The 26609-nt window shown below is 68.6% G+C and carries 22 protein-coding genes and 5 tRNA genes; 12 read left to right on the top strand and 15 right to left on the bottom strand.

Annotation, left to right across the window (positions count from 1 at the left end):
- Positions 1 to 19: 19 nt before the first annotated feature.
- Positions 20 to 835 carry a helix-turn-helix domain-containing protein gene (locus CMC5_RS27870; RefSeq protein WP_050433255.1) on the bottom strand — a complete coding sequence of 272 codons (816 nt, stop codon included), beginning with the start codon at positions 833 to 835 and terminating at the stop codon, positions 20 to 22.
- Positions 836 to 933: 98 nt separating this feature from the next.
- On the opposite strand from CMC5_RS27870, the gene CMC5_RS27875 reads away from it, so the two are divergent.
- Together CMC5_RS27875 and CMC5_RS27880 are read left to right on the top strand one after the other, a co-directional pair.
- Entirely contained in the window at positions 934 to 1770 is an 837-nt protein-coding gene (locus CMC5_RS27875; protein ID WP_050433256.1) for an NAD-dependent epimerase/dehydratase family protein, read from the top strand.
- Between the two features lie 46 nt (positions 1771 to 1816).
- Positions 1817 to 2434 carry a hypothetical protein gene (locus CMC5_RS27880; RefSeq protein WP_050433257.1) on the top strand — a complete coding sequence of 206 codons (618 nt, stop codon included), beginning with the start codon at positions 1817 to 1819 and terminating at the stop codon, positions 2432 to 2434.
- A 23-nt stretch (positions 2435 to 2457) separates the two neighbouring features.
- Here CMC5_RS27880 and CMC5_RS27885 read toward each other — a convergent pair whose 3' ends face one another.
- The 7 genes from CMC5_RS27885 to CMC5_RS27915 all read right to left on the bottom strand — a co-directional run bounded on the left by CMC5_RS27885 (position 2458) and on the right by CMC5_RS27915 (position 5803).
- Positions 2458 to 3225 carry a glucose 1-dehydrogenase gene (locus CMC5_RS27885; RefSeq protein ID WP_050436165.1) on the bottom strand — a complete coding sequence of 256 codons (768 nt, stop codon included), beginning with the start codon at positions 3223 to 3225 and terminating at the stop codon, positions 2458 to 2460.
- A gap of 53 nt (positions 3226 to 3278) precedes the next feature.
- Positions 3279 to 4337 carry an NAD(P)-dependent alcohol dehydrogenase gene (locus tag CMC5_RS27890; RefSeq protein ID WP_050433258.1) on the bottom strand — a complete coding sequence of 353 codons (1059 nt, stop codon included), beginning with the start codon at positions 4335 to 4337 and terminating at the stop codon, positions 3279 to 3281.
- 232 nt (positions 4338 to 4569) lie between these two features.
- A tRNA-Asn gene (locus CMC5_RS27895) sits at positions 4570 to 4644 on the bottom strand.
- A gap of 122 nt (positions 4645 to 4766) precedes the next feature.
- Positions 4767 to 4839 (bottom strand) — tRNA-Gln (locus CMC5_RS27900).
- Positions 4840 to 5006: 167 nt separating this feature from the next.
- Positions 5007 to 5078, bottom strand: a tRNA-Lys gene (locus CMC5_RS27905).
- A gap of 532 nt (positions 5079 to 5610) precedes the next feature.
- Positions 5611 to 5686, bottom strand: a tRNA-Gln gene (locus tag CMC5_RS27910).
- 45 nt (positions 5687 to 5731) lie between these two features.
- Positions 5732 to 5803 (bottom strand) — tRNA-Lys (locus CMC5_RS27915).
- 760 nt (positions 5804 to 6563) lie between these two features.
- Here CMC5_RS27915 and CMC5_RS27920 point away from each other — a divergent pair.
- Complete coding sequence (locus CMC5_RS27920) at positions 6564 to 7079, top strand: hypothetical protein (protein WP_050433259.1); 516 nt, start codon at positions 6564 to 6566, stop codon at positions 7077 to 7079.
- A 107-nt stretch (positions 7080 to 7186) separates the two neighbouring features.
- Here the strand turns inward: CMC5_RS27920 and moaC are convergent, their stop codons facing one another.
- Positions 7187 to 8344: a cyclic pyranopterin monophosphate synthase MoaC gene (gene moaC, locus CMC5_RS48675; protein WP_281180734.1), complete on the bottom strand. Its 1158-nt coding sequence runs from the start codon at positions 8342 to 8344 to the stop codon at positions 7187 to 7189.
- Between the two features lie 638 nt (positions 8345 to 8982).
- Entirely contained in the window at positions 8983 to 9852 is an 870-nt protein-coding gene (locus CMC5_RS27935) for an N-acyl homoserine lactonase family protein (protein ID WP_245677783.1), read from the bottom strand.
- Positions 9853 to 10289: 437 nt separating this feature from the next.
- On the opposite strand from CMC5_RS27935, the gene CMC5_RS27940 reads away from it, so the two are divergent.
- Positions 10290 to 11201: a LysR family transcriptional regulator gene (locus tag CMC5_RS27940; protein WP_050436168.1), complete on the top strand. Its 912-nt coding sequence runs from the start codon at positions 10290 to 10292 to the stop codon at positions 11199 to 11201.
- Between the two features lie 223 nt (positions 11202 to 11424).
- Positions 11425 to 11808, top strand: coding sequence for a hypothetical protein (locus tag CMC5_RS27945; protein WP_156338902.1), 384 nt, complete (start codon positions 11425 to 11427; stop codon positions 11806 to 11808).
- Between the two features lie 25 nt (positions 11809 to 11833).
- On the opposite strand, the gene CMC5_RS27950 is transcribed toward CMC5_RS27945, so the two are convergent.
- Complete coding sequence (locus tag CMC5_RS27950; RefSeq protein ID WP_050433261.1) at positions 11834 to 12919, bottom strand: GTP 3',8-cyclase MoaA; 1086 nt, start codon at positions 12917 to 12919, stop codon at positions 11834 to 11836.
- A gap of 16 nt (positions 12920 to 12935) precedes the next feature.
- A complete protein-coding gene (locus CMC5_RS27955; protein WP_050433262.1) occupies positions 12936 to 13187 on the bottom strand; it encodes a MoaD/ThiS family protein in 252 nt (83 codons plus the stop codon).
- 56 nt (positions 13188 to 13243) lie between these two features.
- Here CMC5_RS27955 and CMC5_RS27960 point away from each other — a divergent pair, with 56 nt between their 5' ends.
- Positions 13244 to 16816, top strand: a complete 3573-nt coding sequence (locus CMC5_RS27960; RefSeq protein ID WP_050433263.1) for a serine/threonine-protein kinase — start codon at positions 13244 to 13246, stop codon at positions 16814 to 16816.
- A gap of 34 nt (positions 16817 to 16850) precedes the next feature.
- On the opposite strand, the gene CMC5_RS27965 is transcribed toward CMC5_RS27960, so the two are convergent.
- The gene (locus tag CMC5_RS27965) at positions 16851 to 18284 is read right to left on the bottom strand and encodes an MATE family efflux transporter (RefSeq protein WP_050433264.1); all 1434 of its coding nucleotides are present in this window, start codon (positions 18282 to 18284) and stop codon (positions 16851 to 16853) included.
- Positions 18285 to 18540: 256 nt separating this feature from the next.
- Between CMC5_RS27965 and CMC5_RS27970 the strand changes: the two genes are divergently transcribed.
- From CMC5_RS27970 to CMC5_RS27995, 6 genes are all read left to right on the top strand, one after another.
- Complete coding sequence (locus CMC5_RS27970) at positions 18541 to 19257, top strand: hypothetical protein (protein WP_156338903.1); 717 nt, start codon at positions 18541 to 18543, stop codon at positions 19255 to 19257.
- A 266-nt stretch (positions 19258 to 19523) separates the two neighbouring features.
- A complete protein-coding gene (locus CMC5_RS27975) occupies positions 19524 to 20414 on the top strand; it encodes a hypothetical protein (protein WP_050436169.1) in 891 nt (296 codons plus the stop codon).
- 375 nt (positions 20415 to 20789) lie between these two features.
- Positions 20790 to 21680: a hypothetical protein gene (locus tag CMC5_RS27980; protein WP_050433266.1), complete on the top strand. Its 891-nt coding sequence runs from the start codon at positions 20790 to 20792 to the stop codon at positions 21678 to 21680.
- A gap of 13 nt (positions 21681 to 21693) precedes the next feature.
- Positions 21694 to 22947: a hypothetical protein gene (locus tag CMC5_RS27985; RefSeq protein WP_050433267.1), complete on the top strand. Its 1254-nt coding sequence runs from the start codon at positions 21694 to 21696 to the stop codon at positions 22945 to 22947.
- Positions 22948 to 23125: 178 nt separating this feature from the next.
- Complete coding sequence (locus CMC5_RS27990; protein ID WP_050433268.1) at positions 23126 to 23899, top strand: chlorite dismutase family protein; 774 nt, start codon at positions 23126 to 23128, stop codon at positions 23897 to 23899.
- A 123-nt stretch (positions 23900 to 24022) separates the two neighbouring features.
- Entirely contained in the window at positions 24023 to 24436 is a 414-nt protein-coding gene (locus tag CMC5_RS27995; RefSeq protein ID WP_050433269.1) for a PilZ domain-containing protein, read from the top strand.
- A 42-nt stretch (positions 24437 to 24478) separates the two neighbouring features.
- Here CMC5_RS27995 and CMC5_RS28000 read toward each other — a convergent pair whose 3' ends face one another.
- Both CMC5_RS28000 and CMC5_RS28005 read right to left on the bottom strand, forming a co-directional pair.
- Positions 24479 to 25615, bottom strand: a complete 1137-nt coding sequence (locus CMC5_RS28000) for a hypothetical protein (protein WP_156338904.1) — start codon at positions 25613 to 25615, stop codon at positions 24479 to 24481.
- The gene (locus CMC5_RS28005) at positions 25612 to 26532 is read right to left on the bottom strand and encodes a GGDEF domain-containing protein (protein WP_050433271.1); all 921 of its coding nucleotides are present in this window, start codon (positions 26530 to 26532) and stop codon (positions 25612 to 25614) included. The genes CMC5_RS28000 and CMC5_RS28005 overlap by 4 nt, the downstream gene beginning before the upstream one ends.
- Positions 26533 to 26609 lie beyond the last annotated feature (77 nt).

The raw sequence follows: 26609 nt of genomic DNA on the forward strand, positions 1-26609 counted from the left end.
GCTGAACTCCAGAGTCCCCTCAGGTCTCTGAGCGCGCGCCTCGTTCACGCCCCGTCGTGCTCGACGCGGCGCCCCGGAGCTCGCCGAGGAACGCGCGAGGCGTCACGCCGACGATCTTGCGGAACTCGGCAATGAGGTGCGCCTGGTCGTAATAGCCGGTGGCGCTGGCGATACCCGCCCAGTCCACGTGGAGGCCCGCCCGAGCCTCCCGCAGGGCGCGATGGAAGCGCGTGAGCTGCGAGAACTCTTTCGGGCTCATGCCGACGGCCTCGCGAAAGACGCGCCGAAGGGTTCGCTCGCTCACGCCGAGTGCCTTGGCGACGTCGTTCACGCGGGCGGTGCCCAACCTCGCCGCCGCGTCGAGCGCGAGCTGTGTGGGGGCCTCATGCGCCTCCGAGGCAGGGAGGCGCCTGGCGATCACCTCCTCCAGGATCGCCACCACCTCGGGGACCTGGCGCGCCTCGAAAAGCCGCTCACCCAGCTCCCTGGTGGCGGCGACGCCCCACAGGTCTTCGAGCGGGACGATGCGGTCGGCGATCACCGACGAGGGCACGCCGAAGACCGCCCCGTGCGTCCCCAGATGCAGACGCACCATCACCGTCCTCTGGCCACTGCGAATGACTTTTCGATGCGCACGCTGTCGCGCCCCGATGGCGTGAAAGTCGAGGCCTCGGCGCGCCGATGGCCCGAAGCGAACGACGAGGTGAGGCTCGGCGCGTGGGATGGAGACGCCCGCCGTGTCGAAGCCGCACTCGTTCACCCACAGCGCGGCCACCGCAGGCGCGACCGCAGCGCTCGGTGCGAACCTGTGTTGGTGCAGACCGCTCGCGTACACGGCGCAATTCTGGCCATGCAGGCGCTCCTCGGCAAGCGCCGATGCGCTTGGCCGATTCTTCCAATCTCCGTCGAACGCCGGTCGTTACCGTTGCTCCCATGAAAATCCTCGTCACCGGAGCGACCGGAAAAGTCGGGAGCCGTCTCACGCGTCATCTGGCCCAGCGCGGCGACCATGTCCGCGCCCTCGTGCGCGATCCCGCGCGCGCTGCAACGCTGCGCGGCGAGCACGGCGACCGCATCGAGCTCGTCCAGGGCGACCTGCTCGACGCCGACTCGCTCACCGAGGCGGTGCGCGGCGTCGACGCCGTCGTCCACTGCGCCGCGTTCTTCCGTGGTGCGACGCCCGAGCAAGCGCACGCGGTCAACGACCAGGGTACGCAGTACCTCGCGAACGCCGCGCTCGCCGCCTCGGTCAAGCGCTTCATCTTCACGAGCACCGGCCTGGTCTACGGCGGCAACGGCGGCCGCCTCGCGAACGAAGACGCCCCCTGCGCGCCGACCTCTGCGTACCCGGAGAGCAAGCTCGCCGCGGAGCGCTTCCTCCTCTCGGTCGACGGCCTCGACGTGCGCGTGCTGCGGCTGCCGTTCGTGTACGGCGATGGCGACCCGCACATCGAGGAGATCGTCCCGATCATGCGGAGCTTCGCCCCGACGCAGCGGATGTCGATCGCACACCACGCCGACGTCGCCCAGGCCGTCGCGCGCTTGCTCGACGCCCCATCGCCCGCGCACCGCATCTACAACGTCGTCGACGATGAAGCCCCGGACCTCGCCACGCTGCTCGCGTCGGTCGGGGCGCCGCCGCCCGATGGATCCAATGCCGAGCACGGACGGGCGTTCGACGTGCTCCTCGACGGCCGCCGAATCCGCGAGGATCTCGGCTTCCAGCCGAAGTACCCACGCCTCGCCGATGCTGTCGCCGCTGGCGCATAGGGTGGCAACCGACGGCTGACTCACCCACAATCGCCGTCCAGATTTCATGATGACCTCCCCGGCCGACGCGCCACCGCCGTGGCCCCCCCAGATCACCCGCCGTCCGCCCCCTCCCGTCGCCGGCTTCTCCTCGCAGATGCGGCTCTGGTCCTTCTGGACGCTCATCTCCGTCAGCTGGGCGGTGCCCGCTTGGAATGAGGAGTCTCTGGTCGCCAAGCTGACCCTCGGCGCCATCACCTTGATAGGGCTGTGCGGCGGCTTGTTCGGCCTCGCGCGCGCCTGGCGTGAGCGACAGGCGTACCCCCGCCTGCTCGCCGCCCACGCCGAGAAGGATCGGCGCCTCGTGCCCGCGTGGGCGCGGGTCGACAAGAGCGTGTTCGGTGCGGAGCGCGTCGCCACCTCCGACGGAGTGGATCGTCTGCTCGGCTACGAGATGGCGCTGGAGCTGACGGTGTGGCTCCCGGACACGCGCGAAGCGGACCATCGCCACGCGCTGGAACGGCTGACGCTCTCGTGCCGGCATGACGTCGAACCGCACGTCGCCTCCGCACTGGGCACCAGCACGTGGCTCGAAATCGCCTACGATCCCCTGGAACGCACCATCCTGCCGCAACACCTCGTCACACCAAACGGTGCCAAGATTCCCGTGCAGCCGCTGCGCTGAACACGCCCTCGCCACCCGGCATCTCAGTGCGCAGTGAAGCCGCCGTCGACCGGCAGGCCGACACCCATCACGAAGCTCGCACCGGGGCTGCACAGCCACAGCACGGCGGCGGCGACTTCGTCGGCCCGGCCGAGCCGCCCGATCGACTGTTCCTTCATGATCTCCTTCATCGCGTCGGCCTGGCCTCTCAGCATGTCCTGAACCATCGGTGTGTCGATGGTGCCAGGGCAGACCGCGTTGATACGGATGCCACGCGGCGCGTACTCGACGCCGGCGCTCTTGGTCATGCCGAGCACGGCGTGCTTGGTGCCATGGTACGCGGCACGCTGCGGCAGCCCGACCAGTCCACCGAGCGACGAGTTGTTCACGATCGCCCCCGAGCCTTGCGCACGCATCACGCGCAGCTCGTGCTTCATGCTCGCCCAGACGCCGAACTGGTTGACCGCCACCACCCGATGAAAATTCTCGGTGGGCTCGTCCGCGGCGTCGCTCGGCGGCACCTGAATGCCGGCGTTGTTGAACGCCATGTCGAGCCGGCCGTACTCGGCGACGGCGCGATCGACCGCAGCGGCGACCTGCGCCTCGTCCGTCACGTCGCAGGCCATGCCAATCGCGACGCCGCCCTCGTCGACGATCTTCGACGCCTCCGTCGTGGCAAGCGTTCCGTCGCGGTCTGCCAGGACCACGGACGCACCGCTCTGCGCGAAGGCACGCGCCGTCGCCAGCCCCATGCCCATTGCCGCGCCCGTCACCAAGGCCACCTGGCCCTTGAAATCATAGGTCGGATTCATCGTTCGGTTCTCCTGGAGGGTCGAGCGTCGAAACGGCTCGCGACGAGCGGCTTTCATGAGCGGTCCTCCAGGCTCGCATTGTCGATGACGAACCGGTACTTCACGTCGCTCTTCAGCATCCGCGCGTACGCCTCTTCGACTTGCTGAATGCGAATCAGCTCGATGTCGGCGACGAGCCCCTTCTCCGCGCAGAAGTCGAGCATCTCCTGTGTCTCGGCGATGCCGCCGATCATCGAGCCAGCGATGCTCCTGCGCTTTCCGACGAGATTGAAGACCGCGGGCGACGGATGCGCGTGCTCCGGCACGCCGACCAGCACCAGGGCACCATCACGCTCGAGCAGCCGCGTGTACGCGTCGAGGTCGTGGCTCGCCGCGACGGTGTTCAAGATCATGTCGAAGCTGTTCGCGTGGGCACCCATCTCGCTTGCGCTGCGCGACACCACGACCTCGTCGGCGCCGAGGCTCTTCGCGTCCTCTCGCTTCGACTCCGACGTGGTGAACGCGACGGTGTGGGCCCCCATCGCGTGCGCGAGCTTGATGCCCATGTGGCCGAGCCCGCCGATGCCGACGACTCCGATCTTCTTGCCGGGGCCGGCCTTCCAGTGGCGCAGCGGCGAGTAGGTGGTGATGCCAGCGCAGAGCAGCGGGGCAACGGCCGCGAGCTGCTCCCGGGGGTGACGGATCTTCACGACGTAGGCATCCTTGACGACGATGCGCTGCGAGTAGCCACCGAGCGTGTGACCGGGCGCGCCGGGCGTCGGCGAGTTGTAGGTGCCCGTCATGCCTCGCTCGCAGTACTGCTCGAGGTGGTCGGTGCAGGATGCGCAAGTGCCACAGCTATCGACGATGCAGCCGATACCGACGAGATCGCCCTCCTTGAAGCGGGTGACCTCGACGCCGACGGCCGAGACGCGACCGACGATCTCGTGCCCGGGCACGCAAGGGTAGAGCGTGCCCGACCACTCGCCGCGGACGGTGTGCAAGTCGGAGTGGCAGACGCCGCAGAAGGCGATCTCGATCTGCACATCGTGTGGGCCCGGCGCACGACGGACGATGTCGATGGGCTCCAGCGGTTTGATGGCGGCATGCGCGCCGAAAGCTCTCACGGTCATGCGAGCACTGTGTGCTCCCGAAGGTTGCTCCGAAAGAGCCGGTACGTGAACGAGCCGTTCAGTCACAGTTGACAGTCCCCGCGGTAGACAGGCGACGGATCGAGCCCGTGGGCACGATCCACTTTGCCCAGCTTCAGCCGTTCCTTGTGGTCGCCCGTGCCAAGCACTTCAGCGGTGGTGCACGTGATCTCCGTGATCAACGCCTCCAGGGAAGCTCGCGTGGAAGGAGGAATGGCTCCGACGGGGGGACTCGAACCCCCAACCTTCCGCTTAACAGGCGGTCGCTCTGCCATCGAGCTACGTCGGAATGCAAAGGCACATGAGGTGCCTCCGCACGAGGGACGCACACGGTGCACCCCTCTTTTTCGCATGAGATCAGGTTGTCAGAGATCAGGGCGGAGACGCAGCTCCGCGCAGGAGAAGGATGGGTACCGGGAGCAGGATTCGAACCTGCCTCTGCGGATTCAGAGACCGCCGTCCTTACCAAATGAACGATCCCGGTAGACACGACACACAACCAGCGTACGAGCCCGGAACGACGAAAACCGCCTCGGACTCTCCAGAGCATGCCCATTCAACGACACAATGACGCACGACGCTCCAACCCCTCTCGGGGCGGCTGAGATCACCGCGCAGAACCACTGATTCTGTTCGGTGCTCCAGGAGCAGTGGATCCGGGAGGAATCGAACCTCCACACTTCCGCTCAAGAGGCGGTTGCTCTACCGTTGAGCCACGGATCCTCGAACACACACATCCGACGACCACAGCGATGGCTGCGGCCCTCCCTCCCCTATGCAACTCCCCAGAGCGGAGCGAGCTCACGGCCCGAAACGACGAAGGCCGCCTCGGGTCACCCCGGGCGGCCTCTTGCCGACATCCTTCGCTGGACGCCTGCTCAAGCCGTTCAGGGATACCTCTCGAGATCTTCCGCGTTCTTCACCACGCTGGAGCGCCAACTGCCCGGCACCGGGGAGAACTTGCACCCGCCCTCGTGAGAGCTGCCTGCCAGCCGTCTCTGAAGAGCGCCAGCTCGCTGCGAGACGCACGGCCCGAAGGACGATACGCACCACGACAGACGATTTGCTTTCCGGAAGACCATCATCGTTCTCTGTTCAATTCATTTATCACCTTGCCCATTTCAGTCAATACAATTTCATTCATCGACTCATTTCCATGTCAATCAACGACAACAAAACAGGCGACGATCCAGCGACTCGACGACACACGACGCCCTCGCACACCTCCATCGAGGATTGCTCGTGAACGAATGCATGGTTCCGGGGGCAGGACTCGAACCTGCCTCTGCGACTTCAAAGGACGCCGTCCTGACCGGATGAACGACCCCGGAATGCTGCGCTCGTCGATGTCTTCGTCGATTCTGCTGGCCCGTCAGTGGATCCGAGAGGACTCGAACCTCCACACTTCCGCTTAAAAGGCGGTTGCTCTGCCATTGAGCTACGGATCCTCGGACACACCTCTCCCTGACCGCCGCGATTGCAGCGGCTCAATGCTCCTGTGATGTTCGAATCGTTGCCCCCTCGATCGCAGGGCACACCATGCCCCTCTCCGGGTGGGCCGCAAGGACACACACCCCTCCCGTCGCTGGAGACTCCGCCGGACGAATGCCGACGCAATGACCAGCCATGCAGGCCTCACGGACCGTGCCCCCATTCCGAGCTCGTCCCCCGTCACCGGGTTCGTGAGGTCGAGGGGAGGGCCTGAAACGCCGAAGGCCGCCTGGGTTGTCCCGAGGCGGCCTTCTTCAACGTCGAGGAGACGCCAGAATTACCGCCTTCGATGGCCCTTCCCCTGATTCTCGAGCGCTTTCGAGCCACGCTGAGAAGACAGCTTGGACTGTCTGGCTTGGGACGCACCTTGACCGCCACCGAGCAAGCCAATGCCCGCTTCACCTTCCCGACGGGAGGCGGTGACGGTCGTTTGCTGGCTCCATTGACGGTTCATGATGCTGTATCGAATTGAGTACCCCAGCTGAGATGCTCCGGGCAACCAAATAGTTCCCGTCTGGTCCACTTTCTTCTTGGATTCATGAATGCAATCCCTGTGTTCAGGGGTCGGCATTCGGAATTTTCGTGGAAGGTCACGACGCTCGCTTTCGCTGGGACGGGAGAGGTGCCGCCATCTTCGGGCGCTGGCACGCTCCAGGCGCTGGCACGCTCGGGTCGTCGGCGACCGTGGCATCATGAGACCGAGACACGCGCCATGAGATGCCCATCGGCCCTGAGACGCCCATCGTGAACGCCAGACCGAACACCGTCGCACGCTACCTTCGGCTCGACCTCACCGAGACCGAGCAAAGCGCGCTCGGAGACGCCCTGCTCGCGCGCGGCATGAACGAGGACGACTGGCTCGACTGGTACGACGCGCGCTTGTGCCTCTTCGACCTCGAGCGAGGTGCCGCGCCACTCGCCGACATCGCGCGCACGGTACTCGGCCGGAGCCCCGTCACGCTGGTCTCGATCGACACCTTCGTTCGCTTCGACTGGAGCGCCTTCAACGGCCTCGCTGCGCTGGAGCCGGTGATGGGCACGCTCCCTGGTGCGCTTCCGAGCGCCCGCGAGTGGCGCTACTTCGCGCCCGACGACACACGCCCCCCTTATCTCTGGGCCTCCCACGAAGCGTCCGGTCTCCAGGTCGCTGGGGTGCTCGACGAGCCGCTCTGGGATGCCTGGTGGTCGGCGTTCGACCTGGCGACGTCGGCGTTCCCTCGACGCACCGGGTGACGCTGGAGCCAGCTTGGGCCCGCGAGCGCGCCGTGCCGGCCGCACCTGCTGCCCGAACTCTCAGCCCAGAGTTCGCCGGCCGAAGTCTTCGTTCGCCGACCGAGATCTCAGCTCTTGTCGCCAGCGCTTCCGCCTCGGCTGCCGTGCGCGTGGGGAGGGTGATGCGCGTGCCCGGCGTGGTCGTGACCTTCCGGGGAGCAGCGCGCATCCTCCCAGCCCACCCAGTACGGTCCATCGGGGCCGTGCTCGCGCTTCCAGATGGGCAAACGCTCCTTGAGGCGGTCGATGAGCAACCGGCACGCGCGGAACGCCTCACCACGATGGGGCGCACTCGCTGCACACACGACGGCAGCGTCCCCGACCTGCAATGCCCCCACCCGGTGCGCGGCAGCGATACGCACCCCCGGGATCTCGGCAGCGATCTCCGCGAGGAGGCGCTCGAGCTCCCCCTCGGCCATCGTGGCGTACGCCTCGTATTCGAGGAGCGTCACCGCGCGGCCGTCGTTGTGATCGCGCACCACGCCGAGGAAAGTCGCCACCCCGCCCGCACCAGCGTGAGCGACCTCGGCGACCACCTCGTCAAGCCGCAGGGGCTCGGTCCGGATGCGCCCTCGTGAAGCGCCAGCAGGTCCAGCAACGGCATCGCTCCCGACGGCCGTGGTCGAGGCGTCGACCTCCGACGTCACTGGCGGCCGAGGCTCGGCCTCCTCTCGACGGAAGTGACCGGAGCGCCCCCCGCTCTTCTCGAGCAGGCGCACACTCCCCAGCACCATTGCCCGGTCGATGCCCTTCAACATGTCGTAGAGGGTCAGCCCTGCCGCGCTCACCGCGACCATGGCCTCCATCTCCACGCCGGTCCGATCCATCGCCTCGGCCGTCGCGGTGATGTGTACGGCCGCCGCCGCCTCGTCGATCGACAGCTCCACCGCGACATGGGTCAAGGCCACCCCGTGGCAGAGGGGAATCAGCTCCGGCGTCCGCTTCGCCGCCATGATGCCGGCGAGGCGCGCGGTGGCGAGCACCTCCCCTTTCGGCGTGTCTCCCGCGGCGAGACGCCGTGCCGTCTCCGGCCGCATCTGGATCGTGGCCCCGGCCACGGCCCGACGCAGGGTCGTGGGTTTGCCCTCGACCGACACCATGTGGACTTCACCCCGCTCGCTCAGGTGGCTGGACAGGGCCGCAGCCCCGCGGGGAGCCGGCTCCGGCCGCTCCTCGGCGTTTCGCTCCGGCTGGTCGAGGGGCTTTCCGGCATCCTGGCGCGACATGGGGGTGATCTGGCACGGCCCCCCGCTCCTTGTACAGCGAACACCTGGCTCAGCGAGCACCTGGGTTCAGCGAACACCTGACTCAGGAGCTCCCACGCTCGGGGAAAGGCTGCATGGCATCTGCCACTGCGTGCCTCGGCCGTCGACGCCAGCAGTTCGCGCGAGAAACCGGGACGTGCTGGGCGCCGACACAGGCAGTTCCCGTCCGATCGCCAGTGTGGCGGCCGCCGACGCAACCCTTCGCACCGGCAGCATCGTCTCCACACCGCCGCCACAGGGAGTGCGACCCCGGAGAGCGAGGGCGTCACGTGGACGGTGACGGTCTCACCGCGCCAAACCACGGCAGCAGCCGCCGACGTACCCAGTTTCGCGGTGAAACTGGGTGTGTCGACGCCCGCCGACGCCCTCAGTTTCGCAGTGAAACTCCCTCCGTCGGCCGCCGACGCACCCAGTTTCGCCTCAACCACCGGGTAGGTGCGGCCTACGCCCCCAGTTTCGCTCCGGGATTCTGCCCGCGGCCGACGACACCCCCAGTTTCGCTCGGTGAGCGCCCCCGTCAGGCCGCCGACGCCCCCGCTGCTCGGCCGCGGGTGCTGGTCCTGTCTCGACGCGCTCGAGCAAGGTAGCCAGGGAACGGCTCAATCGAGGTAGCCAGGGAACGGAGGGAACACGGAGAGCTCGTCAGGCTCGTGCTGGACCACGAAGCGCGCCCCGGTGGACTCGGCCAGGGCGCGGAGGCGATCCATCGAACGGAGCGTCTCTTCCTGATCGGTGTTGAAGGGAGGGACGCGTCGGTGCTCCCAGTTGCCATGGGTGTGCGTCAGGTCCCCCGAGATGAGGAAGGTCCCGGCCCGGTGGAGCCGGAGCAGCAAGCTCTGGTGCCCAGGCGTGTGACCCGGGGACGGAACGATCGTCACGCTCCCGTCACCGAAGACGTCGGTCTCCCCGTCGAGATGCCGGATCTGCGCCGCCTTGTAAGAGGAGAAGAGCGCCGGCTCGATGCCCTGCGGCGCGGGGCTCGACGTCGCCCAGGGAAGCTCGCGACGGTTCAAGAGCCAGGTCGCGCCCGGAAACAGGTTGGCGTTCCCCGCGTGGTCGACGTGAAGATGAGAGAACGCGACGTAGTCCACGTCCTCGGGCGCGAGCTGGAGCCGACTCAGCCGCTCCCGCAAGGGCATCTCGACGCGGAAACGAATGCTCGACCCGGAATCGACGACGCCGCCCGGAGTCCGGGCGACGGCATCATCGATGCCCGTATCCCAGAGCAACGCGCCACGCGGGTGGTGGACGAGGTAGCAAGCGGCGACCAGCTCGCGGGGGCCGCCGTCATCCCCGAAGAACGACATGTCCTGGATGTCGGCGCGACCGCAGTCCAGCGCGTGGACGCGGACCGACGGGGGCGCCTGGACACCGTCCTGAGGGGTCACAGGCGGAGGTTCGCCGCCACCGCACGCAGGCATGGCCATGACCAGCAAGGCCGCCAGAGAGACTCGTCCACGAGAGCGCATCGGTCCTCACTCCTTGCCGCTGCGCGGGCGCCACCGGGCAGCCCGATCGACGCAGCGAGCGGATACGGAGGGAGGGTAGTGGCGACGATTTGTCTCCAGTACGGGCAAGAAGTCGCTTCATTGTAGACTGGAAGGCACCAATCCGGAGATCACGGCGCCGGGAGGCGAGAGAGAGAGCATGGGTGTCTCCGGTCGCCGGGAGGTAGCGGGGGATTGACGAGCTGGCGGCGGGGGCTCAGCGAGAGCAACGGTGAGGGTTCACGGGCTGCGCCAAGGTCATGCATCGCGCGATGTGCTGCAGCCACACGAGCTGCTGGGTCACGTGAAGCTGCTGGGCACGTGAAGCTGCTGGGCACGTAAAGCTGCTGGGCACGTAAAGCTGCTGGGCACGTGAAGCTGCTGGGTTACGTAAGAAGAGAGGGGGTCGGGTGTACGGGGTGAGTGATCGGCTGCGGGGGGTCGTCAGCTTCGTGCAAGCGGCGGAGGCGGGTAGCTTCGCGCTGGCGGCGCAACGGATGGGGCAGTCGCGGTCGGCGGTGGGGAAGGCCGTCATCCGGCTGGAGGAGCAGCTCGGGGTGCGCCTGTTTCACCGGACGACGCGCGCGTTGCGCCTCACCGACGATGGGCAGGCGTTCTACGAGCGCTGCTCGCGCGCGCTGGCAGAGCTGGAGGCGGCAGAGGCGCTGCTGGAGCGAGGGCGAAAAGAGCCTGCAGGGCGGCTGCGGGTGAGCGTGCCCGTCCTGTTCGGGCGGCGATGTGTGGCGCCCATCCTCGTGGAGGTGGCTCAGGAGTACCCGCAGATCGCGCTGGAGGTCTCTTTCACGGATCGCTGTGTGGATCTCGTCGAGGAGGGCGTCGAGCTCGCCATTCGCGGGGGGCCGCTGGCAGACAGCGCCGGGCTGATGTCACGCCGCCTCGGCAAGCAAGTGATGGTCGTCTGCGGTTCCCCGGAGTACCTGGCCGATCGCGGGACGCCCGATGTGCTCGACGAACTCGCGCTGCACGAAGGGCTCGTCTACGGGCGGGAGGGGCGCGTCGTCCCGTGGCGCCTCCTCGATGCAGAGGGACATGCGCGCGAACTCACGCTCCCGAGTCGCATCCGCTTCGACGATCTGGAAGCCATCGCCGCTGCCGCCGTGGCGGGCGCGGGCCTCGCCTGGCTCCCTTGCTGGCTGGTCGCGGATGCGCTGCGCGCTGGCACGCTCGTTCCCGTCCTCGAAGGAGAGCGCGCCTTCGGTTACGACATTCACGCGGTGTGGCCGCTGACCCAGCACCTGCCCAGCCGGGTTCGTGTCGCCATCGATGCGCTGGTGGCCCGGGTTCCAGAACGCCTGCACCGCGAGGGGTGACGCGCTCGGCGGAGGGCATGGCGTTCGACTCGCGCAACCCTGGCTTCGTTCGAGCAGCCCTTGCGCAACGCACATGCTTCACGTCGGCGCGTCGTCACGGTTCCAGCGACTTTCGCCGAGGTTTCGAGGCGTTCAGCGCGGCCTCGATGCTGGCAACCTGCTTGCAATGGGCCCCCGCGCTCGCGCCGCGCAGGTGCCGCGGTGGCGAGCCATGGAGTTTCACATGAGCCTCAATCATTCGATCTTGGCCTGCTTTTTCCTCGGGAGCGCGATGTTCATGGGCTGCGCCATCGGCGGCGAGCCGACGGAAGACGAGGACGACCTCGAGGTCGAGATCGTCGACGAGTCGGAGCACGCCTTGCCGGCCTACGACGTCAGCTTCGAGTACTTCACGAGCAAGCCGTTCGCCTCGGCGACGCAGACCGGCTGGCGCATGCTCACCTGCGGTGGTGGATGGATGTCCCAGGGGGAGCCCTCGAACTACGTGAAGATCACGCGCGATCGGTGTGACATTCCGGGGGTGGGCACGAAGAGCTGTCACTACTGCATCACGGTCGTCGAGAACGACAGCGTGGCGGAGGTGTGCCCGCGCATCCCCTGCAACTGAGGCGCTGCGAAGGCGCTCGGCGCGCTCAGCCGCCGATGGCGCGCATGGAGACGCTGGCTGCGGTCTCCTCGGTGCAGCCCTTCCACACCGTCCCGTCCGGCTTGAGGCGCCAGGCCTCGTCGAGCCGGGCGAGGATGCCGTTCAGATCACCAGCGTGCGCTTCCTTCGAGGCGTCGACGCCGTCGTCGGTGGCGAGGCAAGGGCGGAGCACGCCGGTGGAGGACACCCGCAGGCGGTCGCAGGTGTCGCAGTAGGTGTCGCTGGTGCCGCTGATGAAGCCGACGCGCAGGGTGGGGTCGCGGCGGGAGCGGATGTACTTCGCCGGGCCGAGGCCTGGCTCGACGGCGGCTTCTTCGGGCAAGAGGTGCTCGGCCAGGCGGTCGCGCATCTCGGCGGCGGTGATCAGGTGCTGCTTCACCATCCGGGCACCCTCGGCGATCGGCATCACTTCCAGGAAGCGGGGGATCATGCGGCGCTCCCACGCCCACAGAAGGAGGGACTCGAGCTCGTGGTCGTTCTGGCCTCGGAGGACGACGGTGTTGAGCTTGATGGGAGCGAAGCCCACGGCGAGGGCGGCGTCGATCCCCTCCAGGACCTGAGCGAGGCGACCACCGCGGGTCATCTCGGAGAAGCGCGCCGGGTCCAGCGTGTCGATGGAGATGTTGAGGCGGTGCAAGCCAGCGTCGCGGAGGGGTCGGGCGAGGCGGGTGAGCTGGGAGGCGTTGGTGGTCAGCGCGACGTCCTCGAAGCCGAGCGAAGCGATGAAGCCGACCATCGCGACGATGTCCGGGTGGATCAGCGGTTCGCCGCCCGTGAGGCGCACGCGACGGATGCCACCCGCACGCAGCGCTTCCAGGAGGGTGCGCCAGGTGCTGGTGAGGAGTCGACCTTCGACGTAGCCGTCATTGCGGGAGGGACGGCAGTACGTGCAAGCGAAATCACAGCGGTCGGTGACCGACAGGCGCACACTGCGCGGTGGGAGGGCCGGCGTGGCTGGACGTGGAACGAGGGGGGCACGTGCGGCGTTTTGTCCCAGGACAGGCAAGGAGCGCCGGGGCGCAGCGGGTCGCGAGGGGGTCGGCGGCGGCTCCCGGAGGAGGTCGGTGCGCATGGATCCGCCCCTGGTCCTACCCGCCAGCAACGGGTGGGATGAGTGCGACTTCGTCGCCTACCCGGACGGGATCGCCGGGATCGGCGTAGGTACCGTTCACGGCGACGCGGAGGCAGCCCTGGTAGGGGACGAGGCCGGGGTAGCGAGCGCAGACGTCCGCCAGGAGCTCGGAGGCGGTGCAAGGGGCCGGGAGTGGGAGCGAGACTTCCTCCTTCCCCAGCACGTCTCTCACGCCCGCAAAGGCGAGCACGCGCACAGCGCCAACCATCTGTTGAGGCTAGCACAAGGCCCGTCACCGCGAGCTATCATCGCCCCGGGGCTTATATGAGCGACGATGCCTTCCTTCCTGGCACCATTCTGGCCGGCCGCTATCAGGTGAGACGCGAGCTGGGTCGCGGCGGAATGGGTGTCGTGTACCTGTGCCGTGATCTGGTCGTGGACGAGCGCATCGCGCTCAAGCTCTTGTGCCGGCCTGGTGCACGCAACCGTCCGGAGGATGCCTGGTGGTTCCAGGAGGAAGCGCGTGCGCTCGCCGGGCTCAGCCATCCAGCGATCGTGCGCGCGCGCGACTTCGGCGCGCTGCCGGACGGGACGCCGTTCCTGGCGATGGATGCCGTGCCGGGTCGCTCGATGCACGAGTGGCTCTACCTGGCGAAGGTGAACGAGGAGCCCCTGCCTTGGCCGATCCTCTGGAGGCTGGTCGACAGCGTGCTGGGGGCGCTCGCCCATGCGCACGCGCGCGGGGTGATCCACGGGGATCTCAAGCCGTCGAACGTGCTGCTCGACATGCCCGCGGGAGGCGAGCCGTCGGTGCACGTGCTCGACCTGGGGCTGGCGTGGCTCGTCCAGGATCGGATCGATCATCGCCTCGATGGTTCGCGGGAGTCGGCGCCGACGGTGCGCTGGGGCGCTGGGACGCCCGGGTGGATGGCGCCCGAGCAGATCCGCTTCGCGGCGCCGCACGTGGGGGCTCCGACGGATCTCTACTCGCTGGGGTGCATCCTGTACGCGTGTCTCGCGAACCGCGAGGTGTACGAGGGGACGAACGAGGAGCTGCTCCAGCAACACCGGAGCGCGCCGATCCCGGATGTGCCGCTCTTGCCCGGGGTGCCGAGCGACGTGGGGCGGTTCGTGAAGCGGTTGCTGGCGAAGCGGCCGTGGAACCGGTTCGACTTCGCAGGGGATGCGCGCCGGGTGTGGAAGCGGTTCGAGGCGTCGGAGTCGAACTCGATGCTGACGCCGCTGCCGTCGACGTTGATCACGTCGGGGAGGATCCCGCCGAGCCGGCAGGAGCTGCTGACGCCCGATCTGCAGGAGCCGCCGGACAGCGAGGAAGAGGCGCCGCTGTCGGTCACGACGTCGGGGCTGCTCAACCTGAGGCCGAGCCCCTTCGTGGCGCGCACGGGGGAGCGCGCGCGGCTGATGGAGCTGGTGGCGGAGGTGGTGGACTCGCCGAAGCCGGTGCACAAGTTCGTGCTGCTCGCAGGCGACGCAGGCGTGGGCAAGAGCCGGCTGTCCGAGTGGCTGTGCGAGGAGGTGCACGAGCGGGCGCTGCTCGTGCCGCTGCGCGCGCGCTACCGGCGGATCTCGGCGCCGCTCGACGGGGTGGTCGGCGCGGTGACGCAGCACTACCGGCTGGAGCGAGCCGAGCGGGACATCGTGGAGAAGGTGCTGATGAACGTCTGGGAGGTGTCCTCCGAGGACGAGGTCGGCAAGACGTGGGTGGCCGCAGCGGCGGAGTGGATCCGGCCGACGCCACCAGGAAGCAACGCGGTGGGGCCGACGGGGAAGCGGTTCCGGCTGGACCGGCCGGAGCTGCGGTGGCTCGTGATCCGCAAGACGCTGGAGCGGGTGGGGCGGGATCGGCCGATCCTCTTGTGGCTCGACGATCTGCACTATGCGTCGCCGTCCACGTTCGAGAGCTTGATGACGCTGCACCGCGACGCGCCGATGCTGGGGATGCTGGTGGTGGCGACGGCGCGGAGCGAGGCGGTGGAGACCGATCCCGCCGCCGCGGCGCGCCTGGAGGAGAGCCTGAAGGCGTGGAACGGGGAGCGGCTGGACGTGGCGCCGTTCAATGCGCAGCAGATGCACTCGCTCTTGCGGGAGACGCTGCCGCTCGACGAGGCGGCGGCCGAGGCGGCGACGGCGCGGAGCAAGGGGAACCCGCTGTTCGCACTCCAGCTCTTGCACGCCTGGGCGGGTGGCGGACACCTCGCGCTGCGAGCGGGGAAGTACTACGTGCCGCGGCCGGCGATGGCGGTGCAGGCGGCGACGACGGCGGAGCTGTGGGAGGAGCGGCTCTCGGCGCTCCCGGAGGCGATGCGGGCAGGCGCGCGCGCGGCGGCGGCGCTCGGTGGCGACATGCGGCGCGAGGTGCTGCTGGTGCTCTTCGAGATGCTCGGGCTGCCTGCGCCGCAGAGCATCGTGGCGATGCAGCGGGCGCAGCTCCTGCTCGCGACCGGGGACCGGCTGCGCTGGCCGCACGCGCTCTTGCAGGAGCACCTCTTGGCGCAGCTGTTCCAGCAGCCCGACGCGAGCCGGGTGTTCCGCGCGGCCTCCGAGGCGCTCTCGCGGCATCCTCTCGGCACGAGCCGGCGGATCGTGCGGCACCGCGCGGTGAGCTTGCTGCGCGCAGGCGATGTCGATGCGGCGGCGGATCTGATCCACCGCCACGTGATGGACCACTGGAAGAGTTCGCGCGACGTGTCGGCCACGCTGCGCGACCTCGCCGTGCTGGACGGGCGGCCTTCCGGGGAGGGGCGGCCGGCGCTGATGGGGACGCGGCTGGCGATCCACCTGCGCTACCGGGCCGAAGCGCTGCGGCTGGCGGGGCGGCTGGACGAGGCGCGGCGCGACGCGGAGGAGGCGAAGCGCCTGTTCGAGCAGAGCGGCGACGAGGAGAACCAGGCGCACTGCCTGCGCTTGCTCGGCCACATCGCGTCGGACCTGGGCGGCGAGGCGCAAGGGCGCAAGCAGGTGGCAAAAGCGCTCTCGCTGTTCGAGTCGCTGGGACACGAGCAAGGCCGGACGCAGTGCGAGGTGCTGCTGGGCGAGATCGACTACCTGCTCGGCGACCACGCGCGGGCGCGGGCGACGCTGGCGAGCTGCGCGGCGCGCGCGGCGGTGATGGGGGATCGGCTGGGCCGAGCACAGAGCTTGCTGCTCCAGAGCATCGTGGAGCAGGCGGCGCCCGCGCCGTCTCCGGACACGATCCGCGGCCTCCTGTCGGCGGCGCGCGCGGACTTCGACGCGATCGGCTACCGGCTGGGGCTGGCACAGTGTGAGCTGGCGCAGGCGCACGCGGAGCACCGGCTGGGCTACCTGGACGAGGCACGCTCGCTGGTGCTGACGGCGCGGCAGAGCTTCCGCGATCTGGCGAACCCGCGCGGGGAGGCGGGCTGCGAGCGGCTGCTGTCGATGCTGGCGCTCGACGTGGACGACGCCGATCTCTCGCTGGAGCACGCGGAGTCGGCAGGGCGGATCTTCGAGCGGCTGGCCGATCCGTGGGGTCTGGTGGAGGCGCGGGTGCTGCTCGCGCAGATCGCGCTGAGCCGCGGCGAGACGGACCTGGCGCGCGAGCACCTGATCGCGTGCGAGGGGGTGGCGGTCTCCGAGGCGGAGCCGAAGCAGCACCGGCACCTGACGCAGGCGTGGTTGGCCGCCGAGGAAGGGCGCTACCACGAGGCGGCGAAGGAGATCGAGGCGGCGCGGGCGGCGTTCAAGGACAGCCGCAGCGGCGACCACACACCCCAGCTCCTGCTCCGCTTCTCGCGCGCGGCCTGGCCGAGGCCGGCCGGGTCGCGGGTCGCAGGGTGGCTGCGGGCGATGGGGCGCGAGCAGAGCGACGGCGACCGCGCCTCGGAGACGCCGGCGGCACCCGACGTCACCACCTGAGCCCGCACTGAGCCCGCGCTGAGCCCGCGCGGCGTCAGGCCTCGCCGACCTCGTTGGCGAAGACCTTGGCCGGATCGGGCTCGGGCTTCGCCTTCTCGGCGGCGGCGGCCTTCTCGCCCACCGCGCGCTTCCAGCGGCCAGCGAAGTAGTACGCCATGCTGACGACCATCGAGACGATGAAGCTCAGCGAGATCGCGTACCAGATCCCCAGCTCGCTGTTCATCCCGCGCGACAGGACGTAGGCGACGGGCACGCGGAAGATCCACAGGCTGATGAGGGAGATCAGCGTGGTCACCATCGTGCCCCCGGCGCCATTGATGACGCCGTTGCTGACGAACATCAGGCTGAAGAAGATGTAGCAGGAGCCGACGATGTGCAGGTAGGCGACGCCGTGCTCGATGACGACGGGGTCGCTGATGAACACGCGGAGCAGGGCTTCCGGAAAGATCACGGAGACCGCCGAGATCACCAGCGTGATGGCGCCGCTGAAGATGCAGCCCCAGGTGAAGATCTCGCGGACGCGGCCGAGGTGGCCTGCGCCGAGGTTCTGGCCGGTGAGCGTCGAGATCGCCATGCCGAAGTTGATGGCGGGCAGGATGGCGATCTGGTCGATGCGCGAGGCGGCGCCGAACGCCGCCGTCGAGATCTCGCCGAAGCCGTTCACGATGCCGGTCACCATGACCATCCCCAGCGAAGCCAGGGACTGCTGAATGGATGCAGGGATGCCGATGCGCAGGATGTGCCCGACCTCGGCGCCGAGGTGGCCTCGCCGGGGCCACGAGGGCGCGATGGGTGACCTCCGGCGGTGGAGGTGCACCTTGAGGGCGATCAGCACGACGAACTGGGCGAACAGGGTCGCCCAGGCCGTCCCGTTGAGCCCCAGCGCGGGCAGACCGAAGTGGCCGAAGATCAGGATGGGATCGAGCACCGTCATGAGCACGACGGAGGCGAGCTGGAAGAGCAGCGGCGTCCTCGAGTCGCCCATCCCCTGGAGCATGCTGCGCATCGCGATCATGCCGAAGCTCAGCGGGATCGAGAGCAGGTAGATGCGCAGGTAGCCCACCGCCTCGTCGAACACCTCGGGTGGGGTGTCCATCGCCCTCAGGATGAACGGCGTGAACAGCTCGCCGAGTGCGGTGAGCCCGATCCCGAGCCCGTAAGAGAGCACCATCGAGGCATCGACGACGCGCCGCAGCTCGTCGAAGCGCTTGGCCCCGAAGCGCTGCGACACGACGATGTTCGATGCCAGGGTGATGCCGAGGGCGATGCCGATGACGGTGAAGACGACCGGGAAGCTGACCGTGACGGCTGCGAGCGCCCGGGTGCCGAGGTACTGACCGACCCAGATGGCGTTGATGAAGCTGTACGCCGTGTGGAGCAGGCCGCCGGCGATCATCGGCAGGGAGAACGTCACGATGTGGCGCGGGATGCTCCCCGTCGTCAGGTCAGTCCCGGCTTTCGCTCTCATGCGTCAGAGTGCTCGCTTGCTTAATGATTTCGATACGATAACGCGACGCATGCCCGGGAGCAAACCGCGCCCCCCCGCCTCGACGGGACCCCGCGCGACGTCCATGTGACGCGCCCATCGCTCGCGCTCCGCCTCCGGTCCGGCCTGGGCGTGATGGGCGAGTCCCTAGTGTCGAACATGTATTTCCACGGCGGGATCAGGGCCCATCACGCCGCCTTCATGGACCTCCGAGGCCCTTCTCGGGTATGCAGATCCCATGGCGACTCGCGCTACTTCATTGTCCGGATTCGTCTTGCTCGCAGCGCTGCTCGCAGGCTGCGAGAGCAACGCGTCCATCGGCGTGATCCAGGTGGCGGCGCTCGGCGCGTCCGGCGAGCCCCTGGCAGGCGCCCTGGCGGCCATCGAAGAGGGTGGCTTGTTCGTTCCCGCGTACGTGTACGGTGCGCAAGCGGGTACGGAGCCCACCGGCGAGGAAGAGATCCCGCCGACGCCGGGCTACTTCACGACCGTGCTGCCCCGCGGCCCCAAGGGCATCCACATCTTCGCCGAGGGCTACCAGGTGGCGTCGAGCGAGTTCATGCTCGCGCCGAAGGAGACCGAGGTCGAAGAGGTGGAGGTCCGGGCGACGCCGATGCCCGAAGGCGCAGCGAGGCCCGCCACGGAGAACGCCGTCTTCTCTCCGTCGAGCGTGACCCCCGGCAACACGACGACGCTGACCGTCGATGTGACCGCCGCCGAGGAGGATCCCATCTCGGCGCAGGTGCTGGCGATCCAGCCAGGCGAGGGACTCGCCGCAGCGTTCGGCCCGCCCGTGCCCGAGGAAGAGGGCGCCGAGGCGGTCCCCGCGAACGGTACCTGGTCCGCGACGCTGTCAGCGCCGGTCGAGCGGGGCTCGTACGTGTACTACGTGGTCGCAGCGAGCGAGAATCGGATGCTCGCGCCCATCATCACCGCCACGCTCATCGTCGAGTGAGCGATCGCCGCGAGCGAGGATCCTCTGCTCGCGCCCCTTCTCATCGCCACGCGCTCCCTCATCGCCACGCGCTCCCTCATCGCTGCACGCATCACCGCGTGATTCGCTGATGATCACGTGCAGCGTCAGGCCCCCCACCGTGAGGTAGTGCCGAGGCGCACGTTTTCCTGCTGGTTTTCACGGAAAATTGATCGCTGCGCGGAAACGACGCAGCCGCGGCACGGTTCGTTTGACTCCGAACGATGTTGCAGGATCCATCTGCGATCATGCGACACCACATCCTCGCCGCAACGGCGATGGTCGGCGCCCTCCTCGCGCCCGCCATCGCTTCCGCCGCCAACTACACCCTGTGGATCCACGGGCGCAGCACAGGCGGTAACACGCAGCCTGGCAGCCACTCGTACTTCGGGCACTTCGGCTCCGCGAACACCGCCGCCGGCGTCAACAAGAGGGCCGTGAACTGGGACGGTCGGAGCCGCATTGCGGACCAGAACGTCCACATCCGCAACGCGCTCGACTGCTACTGCACGGGGCCAAACTTCTGCTACATCGCCGCGCACAGCGCCGGTGACGCGCAGATCGGCTACGCGCTCGCGCAGTTCGGCACGTCGAGCCGCAGCAACAAGAACGCGACGCCGAACGCGAGCGGCGTGTGCGGGAACAGCGGCGGGACCCAGACCGGCTGGAACATCAAGTGGATCGACATCGCCTCCGGTGCAGGCGGCGGCAGCGAGCTGGCGAACCTCGGGCACTGGGCCGTGTCCGATCCGCTCACGGGCGACCTGCGGACGGCGACGATGCGCTCGCTGTACAACCACAACGCGACGCAAGGAAAGTGGTTCTACATGTTCGCCGGCGCCAAGGGGACACTCTACTCGGGCGTTCTCCCGGGCCAGGACGACGAGGCCGTGGCCTACCACTCGACCGGCGGCGTGTCGCAGACCGGTAGCTTCTGCAACCCGGGCGACTGGTTCTGTGACGGGACGCTGCAGACCGGCACCGGCGGCGCGAACAAGGGCTCGACGCGCATCTCGCTGTGGAGCAACCACACGGTGGAGCTGCGCGACGACTCCGAGCAGTACGGCCACGGCGCGGGTGGCAGCTGGGGTGGCATCGTGGGACCGGTGCGCCAGGACATGGTGAGGTACGCGCTGTGATGTGACAGGAGGGGCACCGCGTGCGTCCCCTCCCCTCCCCTCTTTTCATTCCTCACACCTTGGCTCCGTTGCCGTCGAGGCGACGTCGAGGCGATGTCGAGGCGATGTCGAGCGTCGAGGCGACCGCTCATGAGACGTCGTCGCGGCAGCGCGCGCGAGCGCGACAGGTTCACACAGCGATCTCATGGCGCTCTTCAGCGCACTGCGGCAATGACGCGCTTCTACGCGCAATTGCAGGGAAAATTGCCATAGCGGTGTCTCGCGTGCGAGTCAGCGCACCGTCGCATCACGAGAAAAGTCGTCGAGGCTTGGAATCGACGTGCGCAAATCAGGCCGCATTGACTCCGCACGCGCGCATTGGATCCATCCGCTTTCATGCGCCATCATCTGCTCGCTGCCACCGTGGTGTCCGCTGCGCTCCTCGCGCCGGGCATCGCATCTGCCGCCAACTACAGCCTGTGGGTCCACGGGCGGAACCCCGGGGGAGGCACCCAGCCGGGAAATCACAGCTACTTCGGGTACTGGGGCTCGGCGAGCACCGCCGCCGGGGTGAACAAGAAGGCCGTGAACTGGGACGGTGTGGGCCGCATCGCGGACCAGAACTACCGCATCCGCGACGCCTTCGACTGCTACTGCACCGGGGACAACTGGTGCTACATCGCCGGGCACAGCGCCGGGAACGCGCAGATCGGATACGCGCTCGCGCAGTTCGGGACGTCGAGCCGCAGCAAGAAGGACGCGAAGCCGAACGCGAGCGGCGTATGCGGGAACGCCGGTGGCACGCAGAACGGCTGGAACATCAAGTGGGTGGACATCGCCTCGGGCGCGGCCGGCGGCAGCGAGCTGGCGAACCTCGGGCACTGGGCCGTGTCGGACGCGCTCACGGGCGATCTGCGGACGGCGACGATGCGCGCGCTGTACAACCACAACTTGACTCGGTCGATCTGGTTCTACATGTTCGCGGGTGCCAAGGGGACGGCGTACTCGGGCGTGCTGCCGGGCCAGGACGACGAGGCCGTGGCCTACCACTCGACGGGTGGCGTGTCGGCAACGGGCAGCTTCTGCAATCCGGGCGACTGGTTCTGCGACGGTGATCTGCTGACCGGCACCGGCGGCGCGTACAAGGGCTCGACGCTGGTCAAGCTCTACACGAACCACTCGGTGTCGCTGCGCGACAGCAACGAGCAGTACAACCACTACGCCAACGGGGCGTGGGGTGGCATCGTGGGCCCGGTCCGTCAGGACATGGTAAACTACGCTCGGTGAGCCAGGAAGGTCGATGACACGAAAGCAGCGGCACAAGGGGGAGCTGTCGAACGAGAGGTCCCCCGGCCGCTCCTGGTGGAAGGTCCCCGCGCTCGGTGCGGGGGCCTTTCTTCTTCTCTTCCTGGTGATCAAGGCGGTCCATCGCCCGGCCGCCGCCGAGCCGGAGCCCGCGGCCACGCCCGCGCAGCGCCAGCCCCGTGAGACAGGCGATCGGCCTTCTCCACGCGCACCGCGGGAGCTGCCGGCGGAGGCGCCGCCGCCCCGCAAGGAGTCGGCGGGCGACGTGGTGAACGATCCGCGGATCCTGTGGGAGCTGCGGCTCGAGCGCGCGCGGCACACGCTCGACTCGTACCTGGAGTCGACGCGCTATCCGCCGCAGTCGCGGCCCGCGAGCGAGAACAGCGATCAGATGGCGCCGCACCACGTGGACACGGTGAAGCTGCCGCTGTCGCGTGACGACAAGAAGGTGACGAAGGCGAAGGTCACCCTGCGGCAGGATCGCTTCTTCGTGGTCGGCGACGAGCAGGTGCGGATGACCCTCGCCTGCGAGAACGACAACCGGCCGGCAGCATGCTCGGTGGCGTCGTCGGTCGCGGGCGTGCCGCCCGAAGACCGGGATCGCGCGCCCGGTGGGCCGCAGGACGTGCCCGTGCCGTTCTCGAACGCGGGGCAGGAGGGCTTGCTGACGGCCGTCTTCCAGCCGTCGGCGCAGGGGTTTGGTGGCTACCACGGCAGCATCCGCATCACGGTGCAGGTGCAGGTGGGGTCGGAGAGCGGAGCGACGTCGTTCGACGTGCAGTACACGCCAGCCGCGCCGGCCATGTTCACGGGGGCGATCCGCGAGGTGCTGCAGAATGGATCGCTGGATCTGTTCGTGGGGATGAAGGTCGACAAGCCGGGGCGCTACGTGCTCACGGCGCGCGCCGACGACGCCAAGGGGCGCTCGTTTGCGTACCTGAGCTACAACGATCTGCTCGGGCAGGGGCCGCAGGAGGCGCGGCTCCAGCTCTTCGGGAAGCTCGTGCGCGACGAAGGGGCCGAGCCGCCCTTCGTGATCCGTGACGTGGAAGGCTACCTGCTCAAGGAGTCGTATCCCGACCGCGAGCTGATGCCGCTGATGGCAGGGCCGGTCCACACGACGCGGCGCTATGCACCGAGCGATTTCTCCGAGTCGGCGTGGGAGAGCGAGGAAAAGACGCGGCACGTCGAGGAGTTCACCCGAGACGTGGAGAACGCGGAGCGCGAGGTCGAGGCCCATACGCCGTGAGCGAGGGTCGCGCCGCGAAACGGCGGCCCACGAGCGTCGATGGCCGGGCGGCTCCCGGCGTCGCGCGGCGGGCTCGACAGACGGTGTGACCTCCGAGCCCGCCCGGCCAGGTGATCCTGGCACCTCGGCGCTGGTGGTAGAGGTTGCCGCCGATGGTCGGGGCCAGTAGCCCTATGCCATGAGCGAGCCCACACCTCCCCGCCCCCCTGGCCACGGCGAGCACGAGCTGCCTCGCGTCGACGTCAACGAGCGCGGCGCTCCCCGGGATGGACAGCCGCAGGAGATGAACCGGCGGCTGTTCATGCAGCTCCTCGTCTTCCGCTGCCCGGCGCAGACGGCGCCCGCCGGAGTCGCGCTCAGCGTGGGCCGCGCCGTCCAGGAAGCGGGCGTGAGCGTGGTGGTGTACGAGGACGTCAACGATCCGCGCGGGATCGGGCTGCTCACCTGGTCGGAGGATCCGGCGGTATTCGTGGATCGTGTGCGACCGGCGGTGAACAGCCTGGAGGCGGGCGTGCTCGATCTCCGGAGCGACCTCACGATGTTCGGGCGGAGCTACTCGACCGGGTACGAGAACGATCTGGCGTTCTGGCTCCTCGATCGTCCGGCGCAGACGGTGCTGAACCCCGCCTGGCCCTGGGCGGTGTGGTACCCGCTGCGGCGCAGTGGCGCGTTTGCGCGGCTCGAAGGCCGCGAGCAGGGAGCCATCCTGCGCGAGCACGGGACGATCGGTCGCGCTTACGGTGCGCAGGATCTGGCGCACGACATCCGGCTCGCTTGCCATGGCCTGGACACGAACGACAACGAGTTCGTGATCGGCCTCGTGGGCAAGGAGCTCCACCCGCTGTCGCACGTGGTGCAGACGATGCGCAAGACGCGGCAGACGTCGGAGTACATCAGCCAGATGGGCCCGTTCTTCGTGGGGCGTGCGGCGTTCAGGGCCGCTGCGCGCTGAGGGAGGTGGGCGCTCATTTCACGCGCCTCGCGTCCCCAGCGCATGGCGTCTCGCCCGGATCGCGCTTTTTGGCCCCCCCTGGGGACCGTCGGTACGCTTCGCGGCGAGGAGGCCTCCCCATTCATGGATATGTTGCTAGCTAGCGAGCGCGGCGCCACCCGTCGCGCCGTCCGCGTGGATTGCCAGGTCGTGCGCGCGCACGACTTCACCTTGCTCGGTGAGACGGGGCTGGATCTGTCGAGCGATGGCATGTTCCTGCTCTCGACGGTGCCAGTGTTCACCGGGGAAGAGGTGCTCGTTTCGTTCCGCGTCCCCGGGACGGACCGCATCATCGATACGTCGGCGACCGTCGCCCGGGTGGTGCACGGTCGCAGGCAGTGGGATCGAGCCCGCGGGATGGGCCTGCGCTTTGCGCCGCTCGATCCCGAGGATGAGCGGTACTTGCGCTGGGTGCTCCGGCGCATGCCTCCCCCCTTGCCGACCCGCGCGATCCGGGTCGATTACGCAGCGACCGCCAGCATGATCGCGCTGAGCTGACGAGCACGCGAGGCGAAGGTCGCTGGCCCCGAGGAGCGCGGGTCAGCGTCCAGCGCGGCGACAGCGGATCAGGTCGGACGTGCGCGCGAGGAGTCGGGCGCCCTCGCTGAGCCACACGCCGCCCTCCACGAGAAGGACGTCGGCATACCCTCCGCTTCGAGCGAGCAGTTCCAGCCTGAAGCCGGCGCGGGCGGTCCCCACGGTCGCTCGCTCCCCCATCACCTCCGCAATCAACGGGACGTCACGGGGACAGGTCATGACCTCACCACGCTCTCTGGTGGCCGAGAGGACGGAACCGTAAGCCGAGAGCGTGCCGAGTGCACCGGAGGCGGGAGGGGCTTGCCGCAGCTTCGCCGCCGGAATCCACCCCATGATCAAGGCCTCGTCGCGCCACCAGAGCACCCGCTCGTGGGCTCCCGCGCTGCCCACCACCGTGACCTTGGCGTCATCATCGTCCTCTGCGCGCAGCTCGGCCACGGCCGGGCCTCCTGGATCGAGGGAGAGCGGGACGGCTTTCCCCACGGACAGCAAGGCTTCGCGCTCCGAGTCGGGCGGGCCGGCCGCCGATGAGGCGTCGAATTCCCTGATGCCGAGCGTGACATCGCTGCAGGTGACCTGCTCCACCAGAGGCGCACCGAGGACCTTCACCCCGCTCACGTCAGACCAGCCGAGCGTGATCTTGCCAGGAGCCACCGCCTCCAGATGGAACAGCGTGAAGGCGAGCGGCACAGCGAACCCCCTGAAAGGGAGCGCGCGGGCGGGCCGCAAGGGGATGGCCTCGCCATTCACACGCCCCCGGAGCAACAGACCGTCGGCGTCGACCTCCATCACGGCCTGCAGCGGCCGACCCGCCGCCAGGTGGACGCGCGCGTCCACGCTGCTGCGCACCTCGGCGAACGGAGGTCCACCTTCCTGCAAGCGAAGCAGCACGGCGTCGCCGTCGGGAAAGACCGGGCCATCCAGAACACACGCGACGCTGCTCGGGAGCTCGATCCGCGGGGGTGAGGTCTCGTCGCTCTCGACGGCGGCTGCCCCTTCGCTGCCGGACGTGGCGCCTTCGGCCGAGGGGAGCTGCAGCACCACCGGCGCGACCGGAGACGACACCGGCCCGCCGCAAGCGCCGAGCCCGAGTGCCAGAAACGTCAGCGACCACGCTGCTCCTGGCCCGATCCGGCTCACCACATCACCCGGTTGCGTCCCGCCCGCTTCGCCGCGTAGAGCCGCTCGTCGGCCCGCCGGATCAGCTCCTGCGTATCGACGGGTGGCGACGCCCAGGGCTCCAGCGCCGTCACCCCCAGGCTGATCGTCACGGGGATGCCGACCCCCTCGTACTCGACGGGGGTCGCCTGCATGAGGTGCCGCAGAGATTCTGCGATCGCGATGGCGCCTTGCTGATCGGTGGAGGGCAGCACCACCGCGAACTCCTCCCCGCCGTAGCGCCCGAGGAGATCCGTCTGGCGGATGCGCTGAGCGAGCCTCCGGACCAGCTCCTTGAGCACGGCGTCCCCGGCGAGGTGGCCGTAGTTGTCGTTCACTCGCTTGAAGTGATCGACATCGAACATCACGAGGCCGAGCGGCAAGGTGTACCGGATCGAGCGCGCCAGCTCTCGCTCCATCAGATCGAGCAGGTAGCGCTTGTTGAAGGCGCCGGTGAGCCCATCCTGGATGGAGACCCGGTAGATCTCCTCGTGGTAGGCGGCCTCGATGTCCGAGCCGAAGAGGAACTTGACGATGACCTCGCCGAAGCGGATCAGGTCGTTGCTCTGCAGCGCGCTCGACTGCACCCGCTTCTCGTTCACGAAGGTGCCGTTCGTCGATCCCAGATCCTCGAGCACCCAGTTGCCGAGCACGTTGATGATGCGCGCCTGACGTCGTGAGACCGAGGCGTACTCCAGGCGCACGTCGACCTCGCCCTCGCGGCCGACCAGAATCTCCTGCTTTTCGAGAGGGTACCGGCGCCCCAGGTTCACCCCGGAGGGGTGGAGATGCACCAGCGCCGCCACATTGGTCGTGCCAGGCCCGGACGACGGCCCGGGTGCCTGATTCAGGACGACAGTACGCTCCTTGTCGGCCATTCGCCGGATCTCCTCGCTCATGCTACCCGCATCCCGCCGCGCGGATAGCGGGATTCTGCCCGCAAATCGTCCATCGCATCCCGGGAAGCGCGCAGCCT

The sequence above is a fragment of the Chondromyces crocatus genome (assembly GCF_001189295.1).
Taxonomy (GTDB): Bacteria; Myxococcota_A; Polyangia; order Polyangiales; family Polyangiaceae; genus Chondromyces; species Chondromyces crocatus.